Source organism: Roseomonas nitratireducens (genome assembly GCF_017813355.1).
Lineage (GTDB): Bacteria > Pseudomonadota > Alphaproteobacteria > Acetobacterales > Acetobacteraceae > Neoroseomonas > Neoroseomonas nitratireducens.
The window spans coordinates 1-14,344 of record NZ_JAGIYZ010000015.1 but is presented as its reverse complement, the minus strand read 5'-3'; the positions used below and the strand labels follow the sequence as shown (position 1 = coordinate 14,344).

General features: G+C 70.1%; 13 protein-coding genes. 8 read left to right on the top strand and 5 right to left on the bottom strand.

Annotation, left to right across the window (positions count from 1 at the left end; all coding sequences use genetic code 11):
- Window positions 1-6: 6 nt before the first annotated feature.
- The 4 genes from J5Y09_RS15555 to J5Y09_RS15540 form a co-directional block, all read right to left on the bottom strand.
- Window positions 7-1,416: a TRAP transporter large permease gene (locus J5Y09_RS15555; RefSeq protein WP_209352733.1), complete on the bottom strand. Its 1,410-nt coding sequence runs from the start codon at window positions 1,414-1,416 to the stop codon at window positions 7-9.
- Between the two features lie 12 nt (window positions 1,417-1,428).
- Entirely contained in the window at window positions 1,429-2,082 is a 654-nt protein-coding gene (locus J5Y09_RS15550; RefSeq protein WP_209352732.1) for a TRAP transporter small permease subunit, read from the bottom strand.
- A gap of 72 nt (window positions 2,083-2,154) precedes the next feature.
- Window positions 2,155-3,276 carry a TRAP transporter substrate-binding protein gene (locus J5Y09_RS15545; protein ID WP_209352731.1) on the bottom strand — a complete coding sequence of 374 codons (1,122 nt, stop codon included), beginning with the start codon at window positions 3,274-3,276 and terminating at the stop codon, window positions 2,155-2,157.
- Window positions 3,277-3,451: 175 nt separating this feature from the next.
- Window positions 3,452-4,261, bottom strand: coding sequence for a ferredoxin--NADP reductase (locus J5Y09_RS15540; RefSeq protein ID WP_209352730.1), 810 nt, complete (start codon window positions 4,259-4,261; stop codon window positions 3,452-3,454).
- 92 nt (window positions 4,262-4,353) lie between these two features.
- Between J5Y09_RS15540 and J5Y09_RS15535 the strand changes: the two genes are divergently transcribed.
- The 4 genes from J5Y09_RS15535 (at window position 4,354) to J5Y09_RS15520 (ending at window position 8,376) form a co-directional block, all read left to right on the top strand.
- Entirely contained in the window at window positions 4,354-5,076 is a 723-nt protein-coding gene (locus tag J5Y09_RS15535; RefSeq protein WP_209352729.1) for a GNAT family N-acetyltransferase, read from the top strand.
- A 90-nt stretch (window positions 5,077-5,166) separates the two neighbouring features.
- Window positions 5,167-6,546 carry an esterase-like activity of phytase family protein gene (locus J5Y09_RS15530; protein ID WP_209352728.1) on the top strand — a complete coding sequence of 460 codons (1,380 nt, stop codon included), beginning with the start codon at window positions 5,167-5,169 and terminating at the stop codon, window positions 6,544-6,546.
- Window positions 6,547-6,643: 97 nt separating this feature from the next.
- Window positions 6,644-7,837 (top strand): amidase, encoded by a 1,194-nt coding sequence (locus J5Y09_RS15525; RefSeq protein WP_209352727.1) that lies wholly within the window; start codon window positions 6,644-6,646, stop codon window positions 7,835-7,837.
- A 2-nt stretch (window positions 7,838-7,839) separates the two neighbouring features.
- On the top strand, window positions 7,840-8,376 hold the full coding sequence (locus J5Y09_RS15520) for a GNAT family N-acetyltransferase (protein ID WP_209352726.1): 537 nt from the start codon (window positions 7,840-7,842) through the stop codon (window positions 8,374-8,376).
- Here the strand turns inward: J5Y09_RS15520 and J5Y09_RS15515 are convergent.
- On the bottom strand, window positions 8,358-8,723 hold the full coding sequence (locus J5Y09_RS15515; RefSeq protein WP_209352725.1) for a P-loop NTPase family protein: 366 nt from the start codon (window positions 8,721-8,723) through the stop codon (window positions 8,358-8,360). The genes J5Y09_RS15520 and J5Y09_RS15515 overlap by 19 nt on opposite strands.
- Window positions 8,724-8,767: 44 nt before the next feature.
- Here J5Y09_RS15515 and J5Y09_RS15510 point away from each other — a divergent pair, with 44 nt between their 5' ends.
- From J5Y09_RS15510 to J5Y09_RS15495, 4 genes are all read left to right on the top strand, one after another.
- Window positions 8,768-9,709, top strand: coding sequence for an ArsR/SmtB family transcription factor (locus J5Y09_RS15510; RefSeq protein ID WP_209352724.1), 942 nt, complete (start codon window positions 8,768-8,770; stop codon window positions 9,707-9,709).
- Window positions 9,710-9,722: 13 nt separating this feature from the next.
- Entirely contained in the window at window positions 9,723-13,223 is a 3,501-nt protein-coding gene (gene metH, locus J5Y09_RS15505) for a methionine synthase (RefSeq protein WP_209352723.1), read from the top strand.
- Window positions 13,224-13,246: 23 nt separating this feature from the next.
- Window positions 13,247-14,149, top strand: coding sequence for a cation diffusion facilitator family transporter (locus J5Y09_RS15500; RefSeq protein ID WP_209352722.1), 903 nt, complete (start codon window positions 13,247-13,249; stop codon window positions 14,147-14,149).
- Window positions 14,146-14,344, top strand: a 199-nt coding sequence (locus tag J5Y09_RS15495; protein WP_209352721.1) for a hypothetical protein, incomplete at its 3' end; no start/stop codon positions are given. The genes J5Y09_RS15500 and J5Y09_RS15495, both read left to right, overlap by 4 nt.

The window sequence follows — 14,344 nt, the reverse complement described above, 5'->3', positions numbered from 1 at the left end:
GCGGCCTCAGTTGAGCGACGGGAGCTGCGGCTCCTCGTCCACCTGGAAGCCGCCCGCCGGGGCCTCGAGCACGTTGGAGGTGCCGCCGGTCGGCGCCACGTCGTAGAGCGCGCTCGGCAGCCAGGTGACGATGCCGGGGAAGAAGTAGACGCAGAACATCGTGAAGATGACGATGTAGATGAAGGGCATGCAGCCCTTGAAGATGTCCTCGAGCCGGACGTGCTTCGGTGCGACGCCCTTGAGGTAGAAGGCCGCCATCGCGACGGGCGGCGACAGGAAGGACGTCTGCAGGTTCAGCGCGATCAGGATGCCGAAGAACAGCGGGTCCACGCCGAAATCGTCCAGCAGCGGCAGGAAGATCGGCACGAAGATCACGATGATCTCGGTCCATTCGAGCGGCCAGCCGAGCACGAAGATCAGCGCCTGCGCCAGCAGCATGAAGGTGAAGGTGTTGAGCGGCAGCGACTTGAAGAACTGCTCGACCAGCTCCTGCCCGCCGAGATAGCCGAAGACCGAGGAGAAGATCGCGCTGCCCACGAACAGCCAGCAGACCATGGCGGAGGTGCGGGCGGTGAGGAACACGCTTTCCTTGAGCTTCTCGAAGCTGAAGGACCGGTAGACGATGGCGAGCAGGATCGAGCCGAGGCTGCCCATCGCCGCCGCTTCGGACGGCGTCGCGAGGCCGAACAGGATGGCGCCGAGCACCATGGCGATCAGCGCGGCGAGCGGGATGAAGGACGTGACCAGCGCGAAAAGGATCTTGCCGAAGGGGATGTTCACTTCCTCCGGCGGCAGGCGCGGCGCGACGGACGGCTTCACGATCGCGATTCCCATCGCGTAGACGATGTAAAGCCCGGCGAGCATCACGCCCGGGATGAAGGCCGCGGCGTAGAGCTGCACCACCGACACGCCCGCCGTCGCGCCGTACAGGATGAGCATGATCGAGGGCGGGATGAGGATGCCCAGGCACCCGCCCGCGGCGACGACGCCCGAGGCGAGCTTCACGTCGTAGCCCGCCCGCAGCATGGCCGGGAAGGCGAGCAGCCCCATCAGCGTCACGACCGCGCCGACGATGCCGGTGGCCGTGGCGAAGAGCGCGCAGGTGGCGAGTGTCGCGACCGCGAGCGAGCCGGGGATGTTGCCCGAGGCCATCTGCAGGGATCGGAACAGGCGGTCGAGGATGTTCGCCCGCTCGATGATGTAGCCCATCAGGACGAAGAGCGGCACGCTGATCAGCACGTCGTTCGACATGACCGAATAGGTGCGCTGCACCAGCAGGTCGAAGACCCGGTCACCCATGCCGAGGTAGCCGAAGAACAGGCCCATCGCCATCAGCGTGAAGGCGATCGGGAAGCCCAGCATGATGAAGAAAAGGAACAGGAAGAGCTGCAGCAGCCCCAGCGCGCCGTCGGTCATCTCGTCAGGGCCTCAACGTCCGGTGTGTTCGTCGCCGGCCTTCTCGCCGGGAATGTGGCCGGTCGCGGCGATCTCGCGCGCCAGCTGCTCGGGGTCCTTCTCGGCCGCCGCGGCGAGGATCTTCTGCTCCAGCTCCTCCACGTCCGACAGGCGGTCGGGCCAGGCGCCGGTGCGGATGCAGCGGATGCAGCGCACGACTTCCACCACGCCCTGCAGCAGCAGCAGCACGCCCACGATCGGGATAAGGAACTTGAACGGCCAGACGATCGGGCCCGTCGGGCTGAAGACGGACCTTTCGTTCTGCATGAAGGAGATGTGCGCGAAGGACCAGCCCGAGATCATGAAGGCGAAGATCGCGGGGAAGAAGAACAGCACGTAGAGCACCAGGTCGAACTTCGCCTGCGTCGTCGGCTTGAAGTTCCGGTACAGGAAGTCCCCGCGCACATGCCCGTTGCGCGACAGCGCATAGGCGCCCGCCATCATGAACAGCGTGCCATACAGCATGTAGGAGACGTCGTAGGCCCAGCTCGTCGGCGCGCGGAAGGCGTAGCGCATGACGATCTCGTAGACGACCGCGAAGGTCAGGACGAGGATCGACCAGGCGAAGGTCTTGCCGACGAAGGCGCTGAGGCGATCGATCCCCAGCAGCACGGATTGAAGCTGCATCCGGAGGCTCCCTTCCGCATGCGAACGCCCGCCCCGGTGTCCCGGGGCGGGCGCGCATGCCGCCGCGGCGCGTCAGCCGCGGGCGAAGAAGTGGTTGTAGGCGAGCGCCGGGCTCGCCTGGTAGCGCAGGTAGAAGGCGCTGACGCGGCGGCACCATTCGCGCTGGCTGTCCGTCACCTTCTTGAAGAACGGGTCGCTCTCCAGGTTGCGGATCACGCCGTCCCAGGCGCGCAGCTGGGCTTCGAGAACCGGGCGCGGCGTGACCTGCACGTTCACGCCCTGCGTCGCCGCCATCTGCTGCAGGTCGTTCGGGTAGCGCAGCTGCTGCTTCCACGACATGTCGGCCGAGGCCGCTTCCGCGGAATGGCGGATGATCGCCTTCAGCTCGGCCGGCAGCGCGTCGTATTTCGGCTTGTTGAGCAGGACCTCGAAGGTCTCGGTGTTCTGGTGGTAGGACTGGATCATGTAGTTCTTGGCCACGTCCGGGAAGCCGAGGACGCGGTCGGAGGAGGGGTTGTTGAACTCCGCCCCGTCGATCACGCCGCGTTCCAGCGCGGGGACGATCTCGCCGCCCGGCAGGGCCGTGACGGCCGCGCCCAGCGCGTTGAACAGGTCCGTCGCCAGGCCGACCGTGCGGTACTTGAGGCCGCGCAGCTGCTCGGCGTTCTGCACCGGATTCTTGAACCAGCCGAGCGGCTGCGTCGGCATCGGCCCGGTCTGGAAGCCGACGACGTTGACGCGCAGCACCTGGCTGATGAGCTCATTGTACAGCGCCTCGCCCCCGCCGTAGTAGAACCAGGCGAGGTAGGAATTGGCGTCGTAGAACCAGGCCGGCGGCGTGCCGAACAGGCTGAACGCCTTGTTCTTGCCGAACCAATAGGCCGAGACGCCGTGCCCGCCGTCGAGCGTGCCGGCCGAGACGGCGTCGATCAGCTGGAAGGCGCCGACGACGGCGCCGGCGGCGAGCAGTTCCATGCGCAGCCGGCCACCGGCCATCGCGTTCACGCGGCTGACGAAGTCGCCCGCGAATTCATGGAAGATGTCGCGCTGCGGCCAGGTGGACTGGAAGCGCCAGGTGACTGTCTGCGCGCGGCTGACATTCGGCGTGGCGAGGACCGCAGCGCCGACGCCACCGACGGCTGCTGCCTTGAGGAACCCACGGCGCGCCGGAACGGGCGCATTGTGCTCGGTCATGCATCCTCCCTTGGCCGGTCGATGATGCTCGCCGGCACATTGATCAGTGCCGCCCATATGTGAACGGATGGCGACAGGCAATGGGGGAAGCAGAAAGTTTCGTCATGCGAGGCATGCATCGCGCCCGCGTGAAGACTATTTCGTAACGAGCGCCTTCATGTCGCGACGAATGCCTTCATTTCGTCACAAACGCCTTCTCGACCACGTAGGTGCCGGGCGCGTTGTTGGCGCCTTCCTCGAAACCGCGCGCTTCCAGCATCGCCTTGCAGTCGCGGTTCATCGCTTCCGACCCGCAGAGCATGACGCGGTCATGCTCGGGGCTCAGCGCCGGCAGGCCAAGATCGGCGAAGATGCGCCCGTTCTCGATCAGCGTCGTGATGCGGCCCTGCGTCGCGAAGGGCTCCCGCGTCACCGAGGGATAGTAGCGCAGCTTGCCCGCGACCATCTCGCCGAGGAATTCATGCCGCGGCAGGTCGCGCTCGAACAATTCGCGATGCGCGAGTTCGGCCACCTGCCGCACCGTATGCGCCACCACCACCGTCTCGAAACGGTCGTAGACGTCGGGCTCGCGCGCCAGGCTCAGGAAGGGCGCGAGGCCGGTGCCCGTCGCCAGCAGCCACAGCGTCCGGCCGGGGCGGAGGTTGTCCGTCACCAGCGTGCCGGTCGGCTTCTTGCCGATCAGCACCGTGTCGCCGACGCCGATGTGCTGCAGGCGGGAGGTGAGCGGGCCGTCCTGCACCTTGATGGACAGGAATTCGAGTTCCTCGTCCCAGGTCGGGCTCGCCATGGAATAGGCGCGCACCAGCGGCTTGGCGCCGACCATCAGCCCGATCATGGCGAATTCCCCGGCGCGGAAGCGGAAATGCGCATCCCGCGTGCAGCGGAAGGAAAACAGCCGGTCGGTCCAGTGATGCACCCAGGTGACGCGCTCGCCGAAATAGGCGGCGGGGATCACGGGCGTGGCGGGGCTGGTCGCGTCGTTCATGGCCGCGTCTTGTGCTGCGCTGCGGCAGCCTGTGCAACAGGGAATCCGGCCCGGTCCTTGCGCCGGCGCAAGCGGGGCGCTTCCCTGGCGCCATGACCGACCTGCCCGAGGGCGTCCCCTTCGACCCCGCCACCGACCCGCCGGTCGGGCCCCTGCTGCCCGACGCCTCCCCGCGCCCGTTGCCCGCGCGCATCCCCCATCGCGGCCAGTCGGTGGACCTCGAGCCGCTGCACCTGCGCCATGCCGGGGAGTTGTGGCGGGCGATGCAGGGCGACCGCGGCGATGCCTCCTGGGCCTATATGGGCTACGGGCCCTTCGCGGACGAAGCCGCGCTGCGCGGCTTCCTCGGCGGCTTCTCGACCACCCACGACCCGATCGCCTGGGCCGTGCGCCCGCATGCGACCGGCACGGCGGATGGCTGGCTGACGCTGATGGAGATCTTCCCCGCCCACGCGCATATCGAGATCGGCAACATCTGGTTCAGCCCGCGCATGCAGCGCACCCGCGCGGCGACCGAGGCGATGTTCCTGCCGATGCGCCACGCGATGGACGACCTGGGCTACCGGCGGCTCACCTGGAAGTGCAACGCGCTCAACATGCCATCCCGGCGCGCGGCCGCGCGGCTCGGCTTCACCTATGAGGGCACGCTGCGGAACATGCTGGTGGTGAAGGGACGCAGGCGGGACACGGCCTGGTTCTCGATCCTCGCCGAGGAATGGCCCGCCCGCCGGGACGCGATCGCGGCCTGGCTCGATGCCGCGAACTGGGATGCAGGCGGGCGGCCGAAGCAAAGCCTGGCGGCCTTCCGCGCCTGAAGGCCGCTTTCGCGCGCCTGCAACGCGCCTGTCACGGGCGCGCAACGCGACCCCGATAGAGGCCCCCATCCGCAATCCAACGGGGGTCCCATGCGTCGTTTCCTTCTCGCCACCGCGCTCATCGCCGCCGGCCCGGCGTTCGCCGACCAGCGCTTCGAGGCGACGCTCGCCGGCCATGCCGTGCTGCCCGCCTTCACCATGGCGGTGCCGCCGGCCGATGCGCCGCGCGACGCGCTGCTGTCGGGCAAGTTCGCCGGCCCGGGCAACCTGCGCATCGACCGCCCCGGCGCGGTGATGGGCGACACCGGCGCGATGCACGGCAACCGCCCGACGGGCATCGCTTTTCCCTTCGTCGGCCAGGCGGTGCAGGGCTTCTCCGGCATCAAGCCGGTGGCGAACGAGCCCGGCGCGTACTGGGTGCTGACCGACAACGGCTTCGGCAACCGGCGCAACAGCCCCGATTCGCTGCTGATGTTCCACAAGGTCCGCCCGGATTTCGCGACCGGCCAGGTCGCGCTGCTGCAGACGACCTTCCTGCGCGACCCGCTGCGCCGCATCCCCTTCCGCATCGCGTATGAGGGCACCGAGGCGCGCTACCTGACCGGCGCCGATTTCGACCTCGAGAGCATCCAGCCGCTGCCCGACGGCTCCTTCATGATCGGCGAGGAATTCGGGCCCTTCCTGATCCACGTCGCGGCCGACGGCGTGGTGCAGCGCGTGATCGAGACGCGCATGGACGGGCAGGTGCTGATGTCCCCCGACCATCCGTCGCTGCAGGTGGCCGCGAGCCCCACCGCCGGCGTGCCGCATCGCGTGCGCCGTTCGGGCGGGTATGAGGGCATGGCGCTGACGCCGGATGCGCAGACGCTCTGGGCGATGCTGGAACAGCCGCTCTTCGCGCCGAATTCCGACCAGCCGGAAGGCCAGTTCCTGCGCGTGCTGGAATTCAACGTGCCGCGCATGGAGTGGACCGGCCGCACCCTGCGCTACCGGCTCGAGCCCGGCGCGACCGCGATCGGCGACTTCAACTTCATCGATGCGACGCGCGCGCTGGTGATCGAGCGCGACAACGGCGAAGGCGACCCCGGCCTCGCCTGCGCGCAGGGCGCGCGGCCCACCGCCCAGGCGCCCTGCTTCCCGCTGCCGGCGCGCTTCAAGCGCGTCTACCTGGTCGATTTCGAGCAGGTCGACGCGGAAGGCTTCGTGCGCAAGATCGGCCATATCGACCTGATGGCGATCCGCGACACGGAAGGCCTCGCGCGGGTGCGCGGCGACCTGCCGGCGAACGCGCCGCGCGAGCGCTTCACCTTCCCCTTCTTCACGATCGAGAACGTCGCGGCGGTCGATGCCGACCACATCATCGTCGGCAACGACAACAACCTGCCCTTCAGCGCCGGCCGGCACTTCTTCCAGGCCGATGCGAACGAGCTGATCCTGCTGCGCGTGCCGGAGTTCCTGCGCGCCCGTTGATGTGGACGGGGGATCGGGAAGGCCATCTTCCCGATCCCCGTTGCAACCCCGGCCGCGCTGCCGCAATTTCGCTCCTTCAAGGCAAGGAGCGGCGAGCATGGCCGAGGACAGCGTGGGCGCCTTCGTGCCCGGGCCGCGCACGGAGCGCGCCGGTGCCGCCGAAGGGCCGCTCGCGGGGCTGACCTTCGCGGTGAAGGACCTGTACGACACCGCGGGCGACGTCACCGGCTACGGCAACCCGGACTGGGCGCGCACCCATCCGCCGGCGACGCGGGATGCCGCGGCCGTCGCGGCGCTGCTCGGCGCGGGCGCTCGCCTCGTCGGCAAGACCAAGACGGTCGAACTCGCCTATGGGTTGACGGGCGAGAATGTCTGGCACGGCACGCCGGTCAATCCGGGCGCGCCGGACCGATTCCCCGGCGGGTCCTCCTGCGGCTCGGCGGCCGCCGTCGCCGCCGGGCTGTGCGACATCGCCATGGGGTCGGACACGGGCGGGTCGGTGCGCATCCCGGCATCCTATTGCGGCGTCTTCGGCATCCGGCCGAGCTGGGGCTCGGTGAGCCTGGTCGGCGCCTGCCCGCTGGGGCCCACCTTCGACACGGCGGGCTGGTTCGCCGCGCGGGCTTCCGTGCTGCGCCGGGCGGGCGAGGTGCTGCTGCCCCCGGGCGGGGACGCGCCGCTCGGCCCGCTGCTCAAGGTCAAGGAAGCCTGGGTGAATGCCGAGCCCGCCACGGCGGCCGCGCTCTGCGGCGGCGCGGGGCTCGAGGCAGCGGAAAAGGTCCTCGGGCCTTCGCTGACGGTCTCCATCGCGCCGGAGGGACTCGACGCCTTCTACGAGAATTTCCGCTGCGCCCAGGCGGAGGAAGCCTGGACCAGCCTCGGCCCCTGGGTGGAGGCGACGGATCCCGCCTTCGGCCCCGGCGTGAAGGAACGCTTCGCCGCGGCCCGCGCGATGGACCCGGCCAAGGCCGCCGCGGGGCGCGCCTTCCGCCGCATCGTCCAGGCGCGGCTGCACGCGCTGCTCGGCGGCGGAGCGGTGCTGGTCTATCCGACCTCGCCCTCGCCTGCGCCGCGGCTGACGGCGACGCAGGCCGAACAGAACGCGGTGCGGGAGAGGACGATGGGCGTGACCGCGATCGCGGGGCTTGCCGGCCTGCCGGAGATCTCCCTGCCGGTCGCGCGGATCGCCGGCGCGCCGGTCGGGCTCTCGCTCGTCGCCGGCCCGGGCCGGGACCGGGCGCTGCTGGCGCTGGCCGAGAAGGTGGCCGCGGCCGCCGGGCTGCCGGCCTGACCATGCGCGTGCGCGATGCGACGCCGGCCGACCTGCCGGCCATGACCGAGATCTACGGCCACCACGTGCTGCACAGCACCGGCACCTTCGAGGAAACGCCCCCCGACGCGGCCGAGATGGCCGCGCGCATCGCCCGCGTGCAGGACGCCGGCTACCCCTGGCTGGTCGCCGAGGACGAGGACGGCGCGGTGCTCGGCTTCGGCTATTGCGCGCCCTTCCGCCCCCGCGCGGCCTATCGGCACACGGCCGAGGATTCCGTCTATGTCCGCGACGACATCCGCGGCCAGGGCGTGGGCAAGGCGCTGGTCGCCGAGGTGCTGGCCCGCGCCGAGGCGATGGGCATCCGCCAGATGGTCGCCGTAATCGGCGATGCCGAGAATGTCGGCTCGATCGGCCTGCACATCTCCCTCGGCTTCCGCCAGGTGGGCGTGCTGAAGGCGGTGGGGATGAAGTTCGGCCGCTGGGTGGACGTGGTGCAGATGCAGCGCGCGCTCGGCGAGGGGGACAAGACCCTGCCGGGTCAGGCCGAGAGCCTGTAGCGGGCGAGCGTCAGCGGGTCCTCCCGCAGCGCCGCCGCGATTTCCGCCCGTCCGGCCTCGGTGCCGGGCAGCGCCACGACCCGGTCGAACCAGCCGACCTGGCCGCGCACGCGGGCCTGGAACAGCCTGTCGAGCGCGAGCGCGGCCGGCAGGCGCCCGGCGCAGCAGGCGCATCCGGCCAGGTGCGGGGCGGCCGCGGGTTCGAAGCATTCCGTCGCGGCCGGCGCGCCGTCCGGCGCCGCGCCTTCCGCCAGCAGGGCGGCGGGCCGGCCGGCCAGCGCCGCGTCCAGCGCCCCGGGCGATGAAAGCAGCGTGATCGGGATGCGGGCGTCGAGGGTCCAGGCCATGATGTGCTGGACATAAGGATATCTTTATGAGTATAGCAAGCCCCATGGATGACCTCCTGGCCCAGCTTCGTGCCGCCGCCGAGCCGACGCGCCTGCGTCTGCTCGCGCTGTGCGCGCGCGGCGCCTGGTGCGTCAGCGACCTCGTCGCGATCCTCGGCCAGTCCCAGCCGCGCCTGTCGCGCCATCTCAAGCTGCTGGTCGATGCCGGGCTGCTGCAGCGCACGCCGGAAGGCTCCAACGCCTGGTTCCAGCTGGCGGCGGAAGCCGACCTTGCGCGCCAGATCCTCGCCCGCCTGCCGGAGGAAGACCCGCTGCTCGCCGCCGACCGGCGCGTCGCCGCGCGGCTGGCGGCCGAGCGCGCCCGCGCGGCCTCCGAATCCTTCCGCCGCCACGGCGCGGATTGGGACGAGATGCGCGCTCTGGGCCTGCCCGGCGCGGCGATCGAGGCGGCGCTGCTCGGCGCCCTGCCGGACCGCGTCGGCCGGCTGCTCGACATCGGCTGCGGCACGGGCGGGCTACTCGAACACCTCGCGGCGCGGATCGAGGAAGGCATCGGCGTCGATGCCTCCCGCGACATGCTGGCGCTTGCCCGCACGCGGCTGGCCGAGCGCGGACTGTCGCATGTCTCGGTCCGCCAGGCGGACATGTACCGGCTGCCGATGCCCGACGCCGCCTTCGACGCCGTCACGCTGCAGATGGTGCTGCACTACGCCGAGGACCCGGCCGCCGCGCTGGCGGAAGCCGCGCGCGTGCTGCGGCCGGGCGGGACGCTGCTGATCCTCGACCTCGCGCCGCATGGGCGCGCCGAATTGCTGGGCGGCGCCTTCGCGCATCGCTGGCCGGGCTTCGACGATGCCGGCATCGCCGGCTGGCTCGGCCCGGCGGGCTGCGTGCCGGCGCGCACCGCCACCATCGACGGGCCGATGCCCGTCCGGCTCTGGGTCGCCGAACGCCGGACCCAGCCTGCCTCCGTCTCGAACGTCTAGAGGGTTTACCCGCATGTCCCGCCCGCACCTCCTCGATGCGCTCCGCGACCGCGTGCTTCTCTGCGACGGGGGCATGGGCAGCCGCGTGCAGGTGATGGACCTCGACGTCGACCGCGACTTCTGGGGCAAGGAGAACTGCACGGACGTGCTCGTTCTCTCCCGCCCCGACGTGGTGCGGGAGATCCACCGCGGCTACTACGAGGCCGGCGCCGACATGGTGCTGACCAATACCTTCGGCGGGTCGCCCGTGACGCTCGCGGAGTTCGAGCTCGAGGACAAGGCCTTCGAGCTGAACAAGCGCGCCGTCGAGATCGCGCGCGAGGCGGCTGAAGGCTTCGCCGACGGCCGCCACCGCTGGGTGATCGGCGACATCGGGCCGGGGACCAAGCTGCCGACGCTCGGCAACATCTCCTACGACGCGCTGGAAGCCGCGCTGGTGGTGCAGTGCCGCGGGCTGATCGCCGGCGGCGCCGACGCGCTGCTGACCGAGACGAACCAGGACACGCTGTTCATCAAGGCCGCGGTCAATGCCGCCAAGATCGCGCGCGCCGAGGCGAAGTCCGACATCCCGGTCTTCGTGCAGGTTACGGTCGAGACGACCGGCACGCTGCTGGTCGGCCCCGACATCGGTGCGGCGGCGGCGGTGGTGCATTCGCTCGACGTGCCACTGATGGGCCTGAACTGCGCGACCGGCCCGCAGGAGATGGCCGAGCACGTCCGCTGGCTGGCGCAGAACTGGCCCGGGCTGATCTCCTGCCAGCCCAATGCCGGCCTGCCGGAACTGGTGGACGGCAAGACGCATTACCCGCTCGGCCCGGCCGAACTCGCCACCTGGATGGAGCGCTTCGTCACCGAGGACGGGCTGAACCTGATCGGCGGGTGCTGCGGCACCTCGACGCCGCACATCCAGGCGCTGGATTCGATGCTGCGCAAGCTGGGCGGCGCCGCCGCGCGGCCGGCGCCGGTCGCACGCAAGCCGGTCTGGGTGCCGTCGGTCGCCTCGCTGTACACCGCAGTGCCGCTGCGGCAGGAGAACTCCTACTTCTCGATCGGCGAGCGCTGCAACGCGAACGGGTCCAAGGCGTGGCGCGAACGCCAGGCGGCTGGCGACTGGGACGGCTGCGTCGCGATGGGGCGCGAGCAGGTGCAGGAGGGGTCCAACAGCCTCGACGTCTGCACCGCCTTCGTCGGCCGCGACGAGATGGCCGAGATGAGCGAGGTGATCCGCCGCTTCACCTCCAGCGTGAACGCGCCGCTGGTGATCGATTCCACCGAGACGCCGGTGATCGAGGCTTCGCTGAAGCTGCATGGCGGCAAGGCCATCATCAACTCGATCAACTTCGAGGAAGGCGAGAAGGCCGCGGCCGACCGCATGGTGCTGGCCAAGAAGTTCGGCGCCGCCGTCATCGCGCTGACCATCGACGAAGTGGGCATGGCCAAGACCGCCGAGGACAAGCTGCGCATCGCGCGGCGCCTGGTGGACTTCGCCTGCAACCGCTACGGGCTGCCGCAGTCGGACCTGATGATCGACCCGCTGACCTTCACCATCGCGACGGGCAACGAGGACGACCGCAAGCTCGGCCAGTGGACGCTGGAGGGCATCCGCATGATCCGGGAGGAGTTCCCGGACATCCAGATCATCCTCGGCCTGTCGAACATCTCCTTCGGCCTGAACCCGGCGGCGCGGCACGCGCTGAACTCCGTCTTCCTCGACCACGCCGTGAAGGCGGGGATGACGGGGGCGATCGTGCACGTGTCGAAGATCAAGCCGCTGCACCAGATCCCGCCCGAGGAAGTGAAGGTCATGGAGGACCTGATCTTCGACCGGCGCAGCGAGGGCTACGACCCGCTGCAGAAGGTGCTGGAGATGTTCGCCGGCCGGAAGGCCGCGGATGCGACTGCCAAGAAGAAGGCCGAGACGGTCGAGGGCCGGCTCAAGGACCGCATCATCGACGGCGACCGCAAGGGGCTGGACGACGAGCTGGCCGACGCGCTCGCCCAGGGCATCGCGCCGCTGTCGATCATCAACGACGTGCTGCTGGACGGCATGAAGGTGGTGGGCGAGCTGTTCGGCGCGGGCAAGATGCAGCTGCCCTTCGTGCTGCAGAGCGCGGAGACGATGAAGGCCGCCGTCGCCTACCTCGAGCCCTACATGGAAAAGGTCGAGGGGCAGGAGAAGGGCACGATCGTGCTCGCCACCGTCAAGGGCGACGTGCACGACATCGGCAAGAACCTGGTCGACATCATCCTGACCAACAACGGCTACCGGGTGGTGAACCTCGGCATCAAGGTGCCGCTCGCCGACATGGTGACGGCGGCCAAGGAACACCGCGCGCATGCCATCGGCATGTCGGGGCTGCTCGTGAAGTCCACGGTGGTGATGCGCGAGAACCTCGAGGAGATGTCGCGCCAGAACCTCGACATCCCGGTCATGCTCGGCGGCGCGGCGCTGACGCGCAACTACGTCGAGGAGGATTGCGTGAAGGCCTATGCCTGCGGGCGCGTGGCCTATGCGCGCGACGCCTTCGACGGGCTGCACCTGATGGACAAGGTGGTCGGCAACGGCTTCGACGACTACCTGGGCGCGCTGCAGGTCAAGCGCGCGGGCAAGGCGAAGAACGAGAAGCGCACGCTCGGCACCGCCGACCCGCGCGGCTTCGCCCCCGTCGATGTCGCCTATGCCGAGTCGCGGCGCCGGCGTGTCAGCGCCGAGAGTGCCGCGCCCACGCCGCCCTTCTGGGGCGCGAAGGTGATGGAGGCGGCGCCCAAGGCGCTGGTGCCCTTCATCAACGAGCGCAGCCTCTATCAGTTCCAGTGGGGCTTCCGGAAGCAGGGGCGGTCGCTCGAGGACTTCCTCGGCTGGGCGAAGCAGGAACTGCGCCCGGTGCTCAAGCGCATGCTGGCGCTGACCGAGGAGCAGGACATCCTCAAGCCGCAGGCCATCTACGGCTACTGGAAATGCGCCGGGCAGGGGAACGACCTGATCCTGTTCGAGCAGGATGGCGTGACCGAGGCCACCCGCTTCACCCTGCCGCGCCAGCCTAAGGAGGATGGCGAGTGCATCGCCGACTTCGTGCGCGACATCGGCGACGGCCCGGCCCATCGCGACGTGATCGGCCTGCAGGTGGTCACCGTCGGCCAGAAGGCGTCCGACATGGCGCGCGACTGGTTCGAGGAGAACCGCTACCAGGACTACCTGTACCTGCACGGCCTGTCGGTCGAGATGGCCGAGGCGATGGCCGAATACGTCCACAAGCGCATCCGCGCCGAATGGGGCTTCGCGGCCGAGGACGACCGCGACATCGACCGGATGCTGCAGCAGGGCTACCGCGGCGGGCGCTATTCCTTCGGCTATCCGGCCTGCCCGCGGCTCGAGGACCAGGAGCCGCTGCTGCGCCTGCTGGATGCCGAGCGGATCGGCGTTTCGATCAGCGACGAATGGCAGCTGCACCCCGAGCAGTCCACGAGCGCCATCGTGCTGCACCACCCGCGGGCGAAATACTTTTCCGTCTGACCGGCGGGGGGTAAACCCCGTCCATGAGGGAAGGCGTTTCGAACAAGGCCACGACGCTCGCCGCCGGCAGCGTCGTGGTCGCCATCGCGGTGCTGGCGCTGAAGGCGGCCGCCTGGTGGCTGACCGGCAGCGTCGCGCTGCTGGCCGATGCCCTGGAAAGCGTGGTGAACGTCGCCGCCGCCGCGGCGGCGCTGATCGCCGTGCGCTATTCCGCCCTGCCAGCGGATGCCAACCATCCCTACGGGCATGCCAAGGCCGAGTATTTCTCGGCCGTGCTGGAAGGCGCGCTGATCATCGTCGCGGCGCTGCTGATCCTCAACGAGGCCTGGGGCGCCTTCCTCAACCCCCGCGCGCCGGAACAGGCGGCGATCGGCCTGGCCGTCTCGGCCGTGGCGAGCGCGGCCAACGCGGCCTGGGCGATGCTGCTGACGCGCCGCGGCCGCGCGCTGAAATCGCCCGCGCTGCTGGCCGATGCGCGGCACCTCTGGTCGGATGTCGTCACCTCCGTCGGCGTCATCGCCGGCGTGGCGATGGTGACGCTGACCGGGATCCTCTGGCTCGATCCGCTGCTGGCCGCGCTGACCGCCGCCAACATCCTGTTCTCCGGCTTCCGCCTGCTGCGCGAAAGCCTGGGCGGGCTGATGGACGAGGCCGTGCCGCCCGCGACAATGGAGCGCATCCGCCGCATCGTGGCCAAGGAAGCCGCCGGCGCGATCGAGGCGCATGACCTGCGGTCCCGCCACGCCGGCCGCTTCACCTTCCTGGAATTCCACCTGGTCGTCCCCGGCGCCATGACGGTGCGGGAAGCGCATGAGATCTGCGACCGGATCGAGGCCGCGCTGAAGGCGGAACTCGAGACCGCCATCATCACCATCCATGTCGAGCCCGAGGCGAAAGCCAAGCACGAAGGCGTCCCCGTGCTGTGAAGGCGGGCCCGCGCAGCCCCTCCGCCCGCCCGCCGCGCCGCGCGGCCCGGCTGGCGCTCGGGCTCGCGGCCTCGGGCGGGCTGCACGCGGCGGCGCTGGCCGCGCTGCTGCTCTGGCCATCGACCCCGCCGGAGGAACCGGAGGGCGATGGCGGTTCCGTCGCGCTGGTCTTCGCCGACACGGTCGCGCTGGCCC

Excerpts from the sequence above, each read along its gene's own strand:
- J5Y09_RS15520 (WP_209352726.1), top strand. The coding sequence starts at position 7,840 with ATGCGCGTGCGCGATGCGACGCCGGCCGACCTGCCGGCCATGACCGAG.
- J5Y09_RS15555 (WP_209352733.1), bottom strand. The coding sequence starts at position 1,416 with ATGACCGACGGCGCGCTGGGGCTGCTGCAGCTCTTCCTGTTCCTTTTC.
- J5Y09_RS15545 (WP_209352731.1), bottom strand. The coding sequence starts at position 3,276 with ATGACCGAGCACAATGCGCCCGTTCCGGCGCGCCGTGGGTTCCTCAAG.
- J5Y09_RS15525 (WP_209352727.1), top strand. The coding sequence starts at position 6,644 with ATGGCCGAGGACAGCGTGGGCGCCTTCGTGCCCGGGCCGCGCACGGAG.
- J5Y09_RS15530 (WP_209352728.1), top strand. The coding sequence starts at position 5,167 with ATGCGTCGTTTCCTTCTCGCCACCGCGCTCATCGCCGCCGGCCCGGCG.
- J5Y09_RS15535 (WP_209352729.1), top strand. The coding sequence starts at position 4,354 with ATGACCGACCTGCCCGAGGGCGTCCCCTTCGACCCCGCCACCGACCCG.
- J5Y09_RS15500 (WP_209352722.1), top strand. The coding sequence starts at position 13,247 with ATGAGGGAAGGCGTTTCGAACAAGGCCACGACGCTCGCCGCCGGCAGC.
- J5Y09_RS15515 (WP_209352725.1), bottom strand. The coding sequence starts at position 8,723 with ATGGCCTGGACCCTCGACGCCCGCATCCCGATCACGCTGCTTTCATCG.
- metH (WP_209352723.1), top strand. The coding sequence starts at position 9,723 with ATGTCCCGCCCGCACCTCCTCGATGCGCTCCGCGACCGCGTGCTTCTC.
- J5Y09_RS15550 (WP_209352732.1), bottom strand. The coding sequence starts at position 2,082 with ATGCAGCTTCAATCCGTGCTGCTGGGGATCGATCGCCTCAGCGCCTTC.
- J5Y09_RS15510 (WP_209352724.1), top strand. The coding sequence starts at position 8,768 with ATGGATGACCTCCTGGCCCAGCTTCGTGCCGCCGCCGAGCCGACGCGC.
- J5Y09_RS15540 (WP_209352730.1), bottom strand. The coding sequence starts at position 4,261 with ATGAACGACGCGACCAGCCCCGCCACGCCCGTGATCCCCGCCGCCTAT.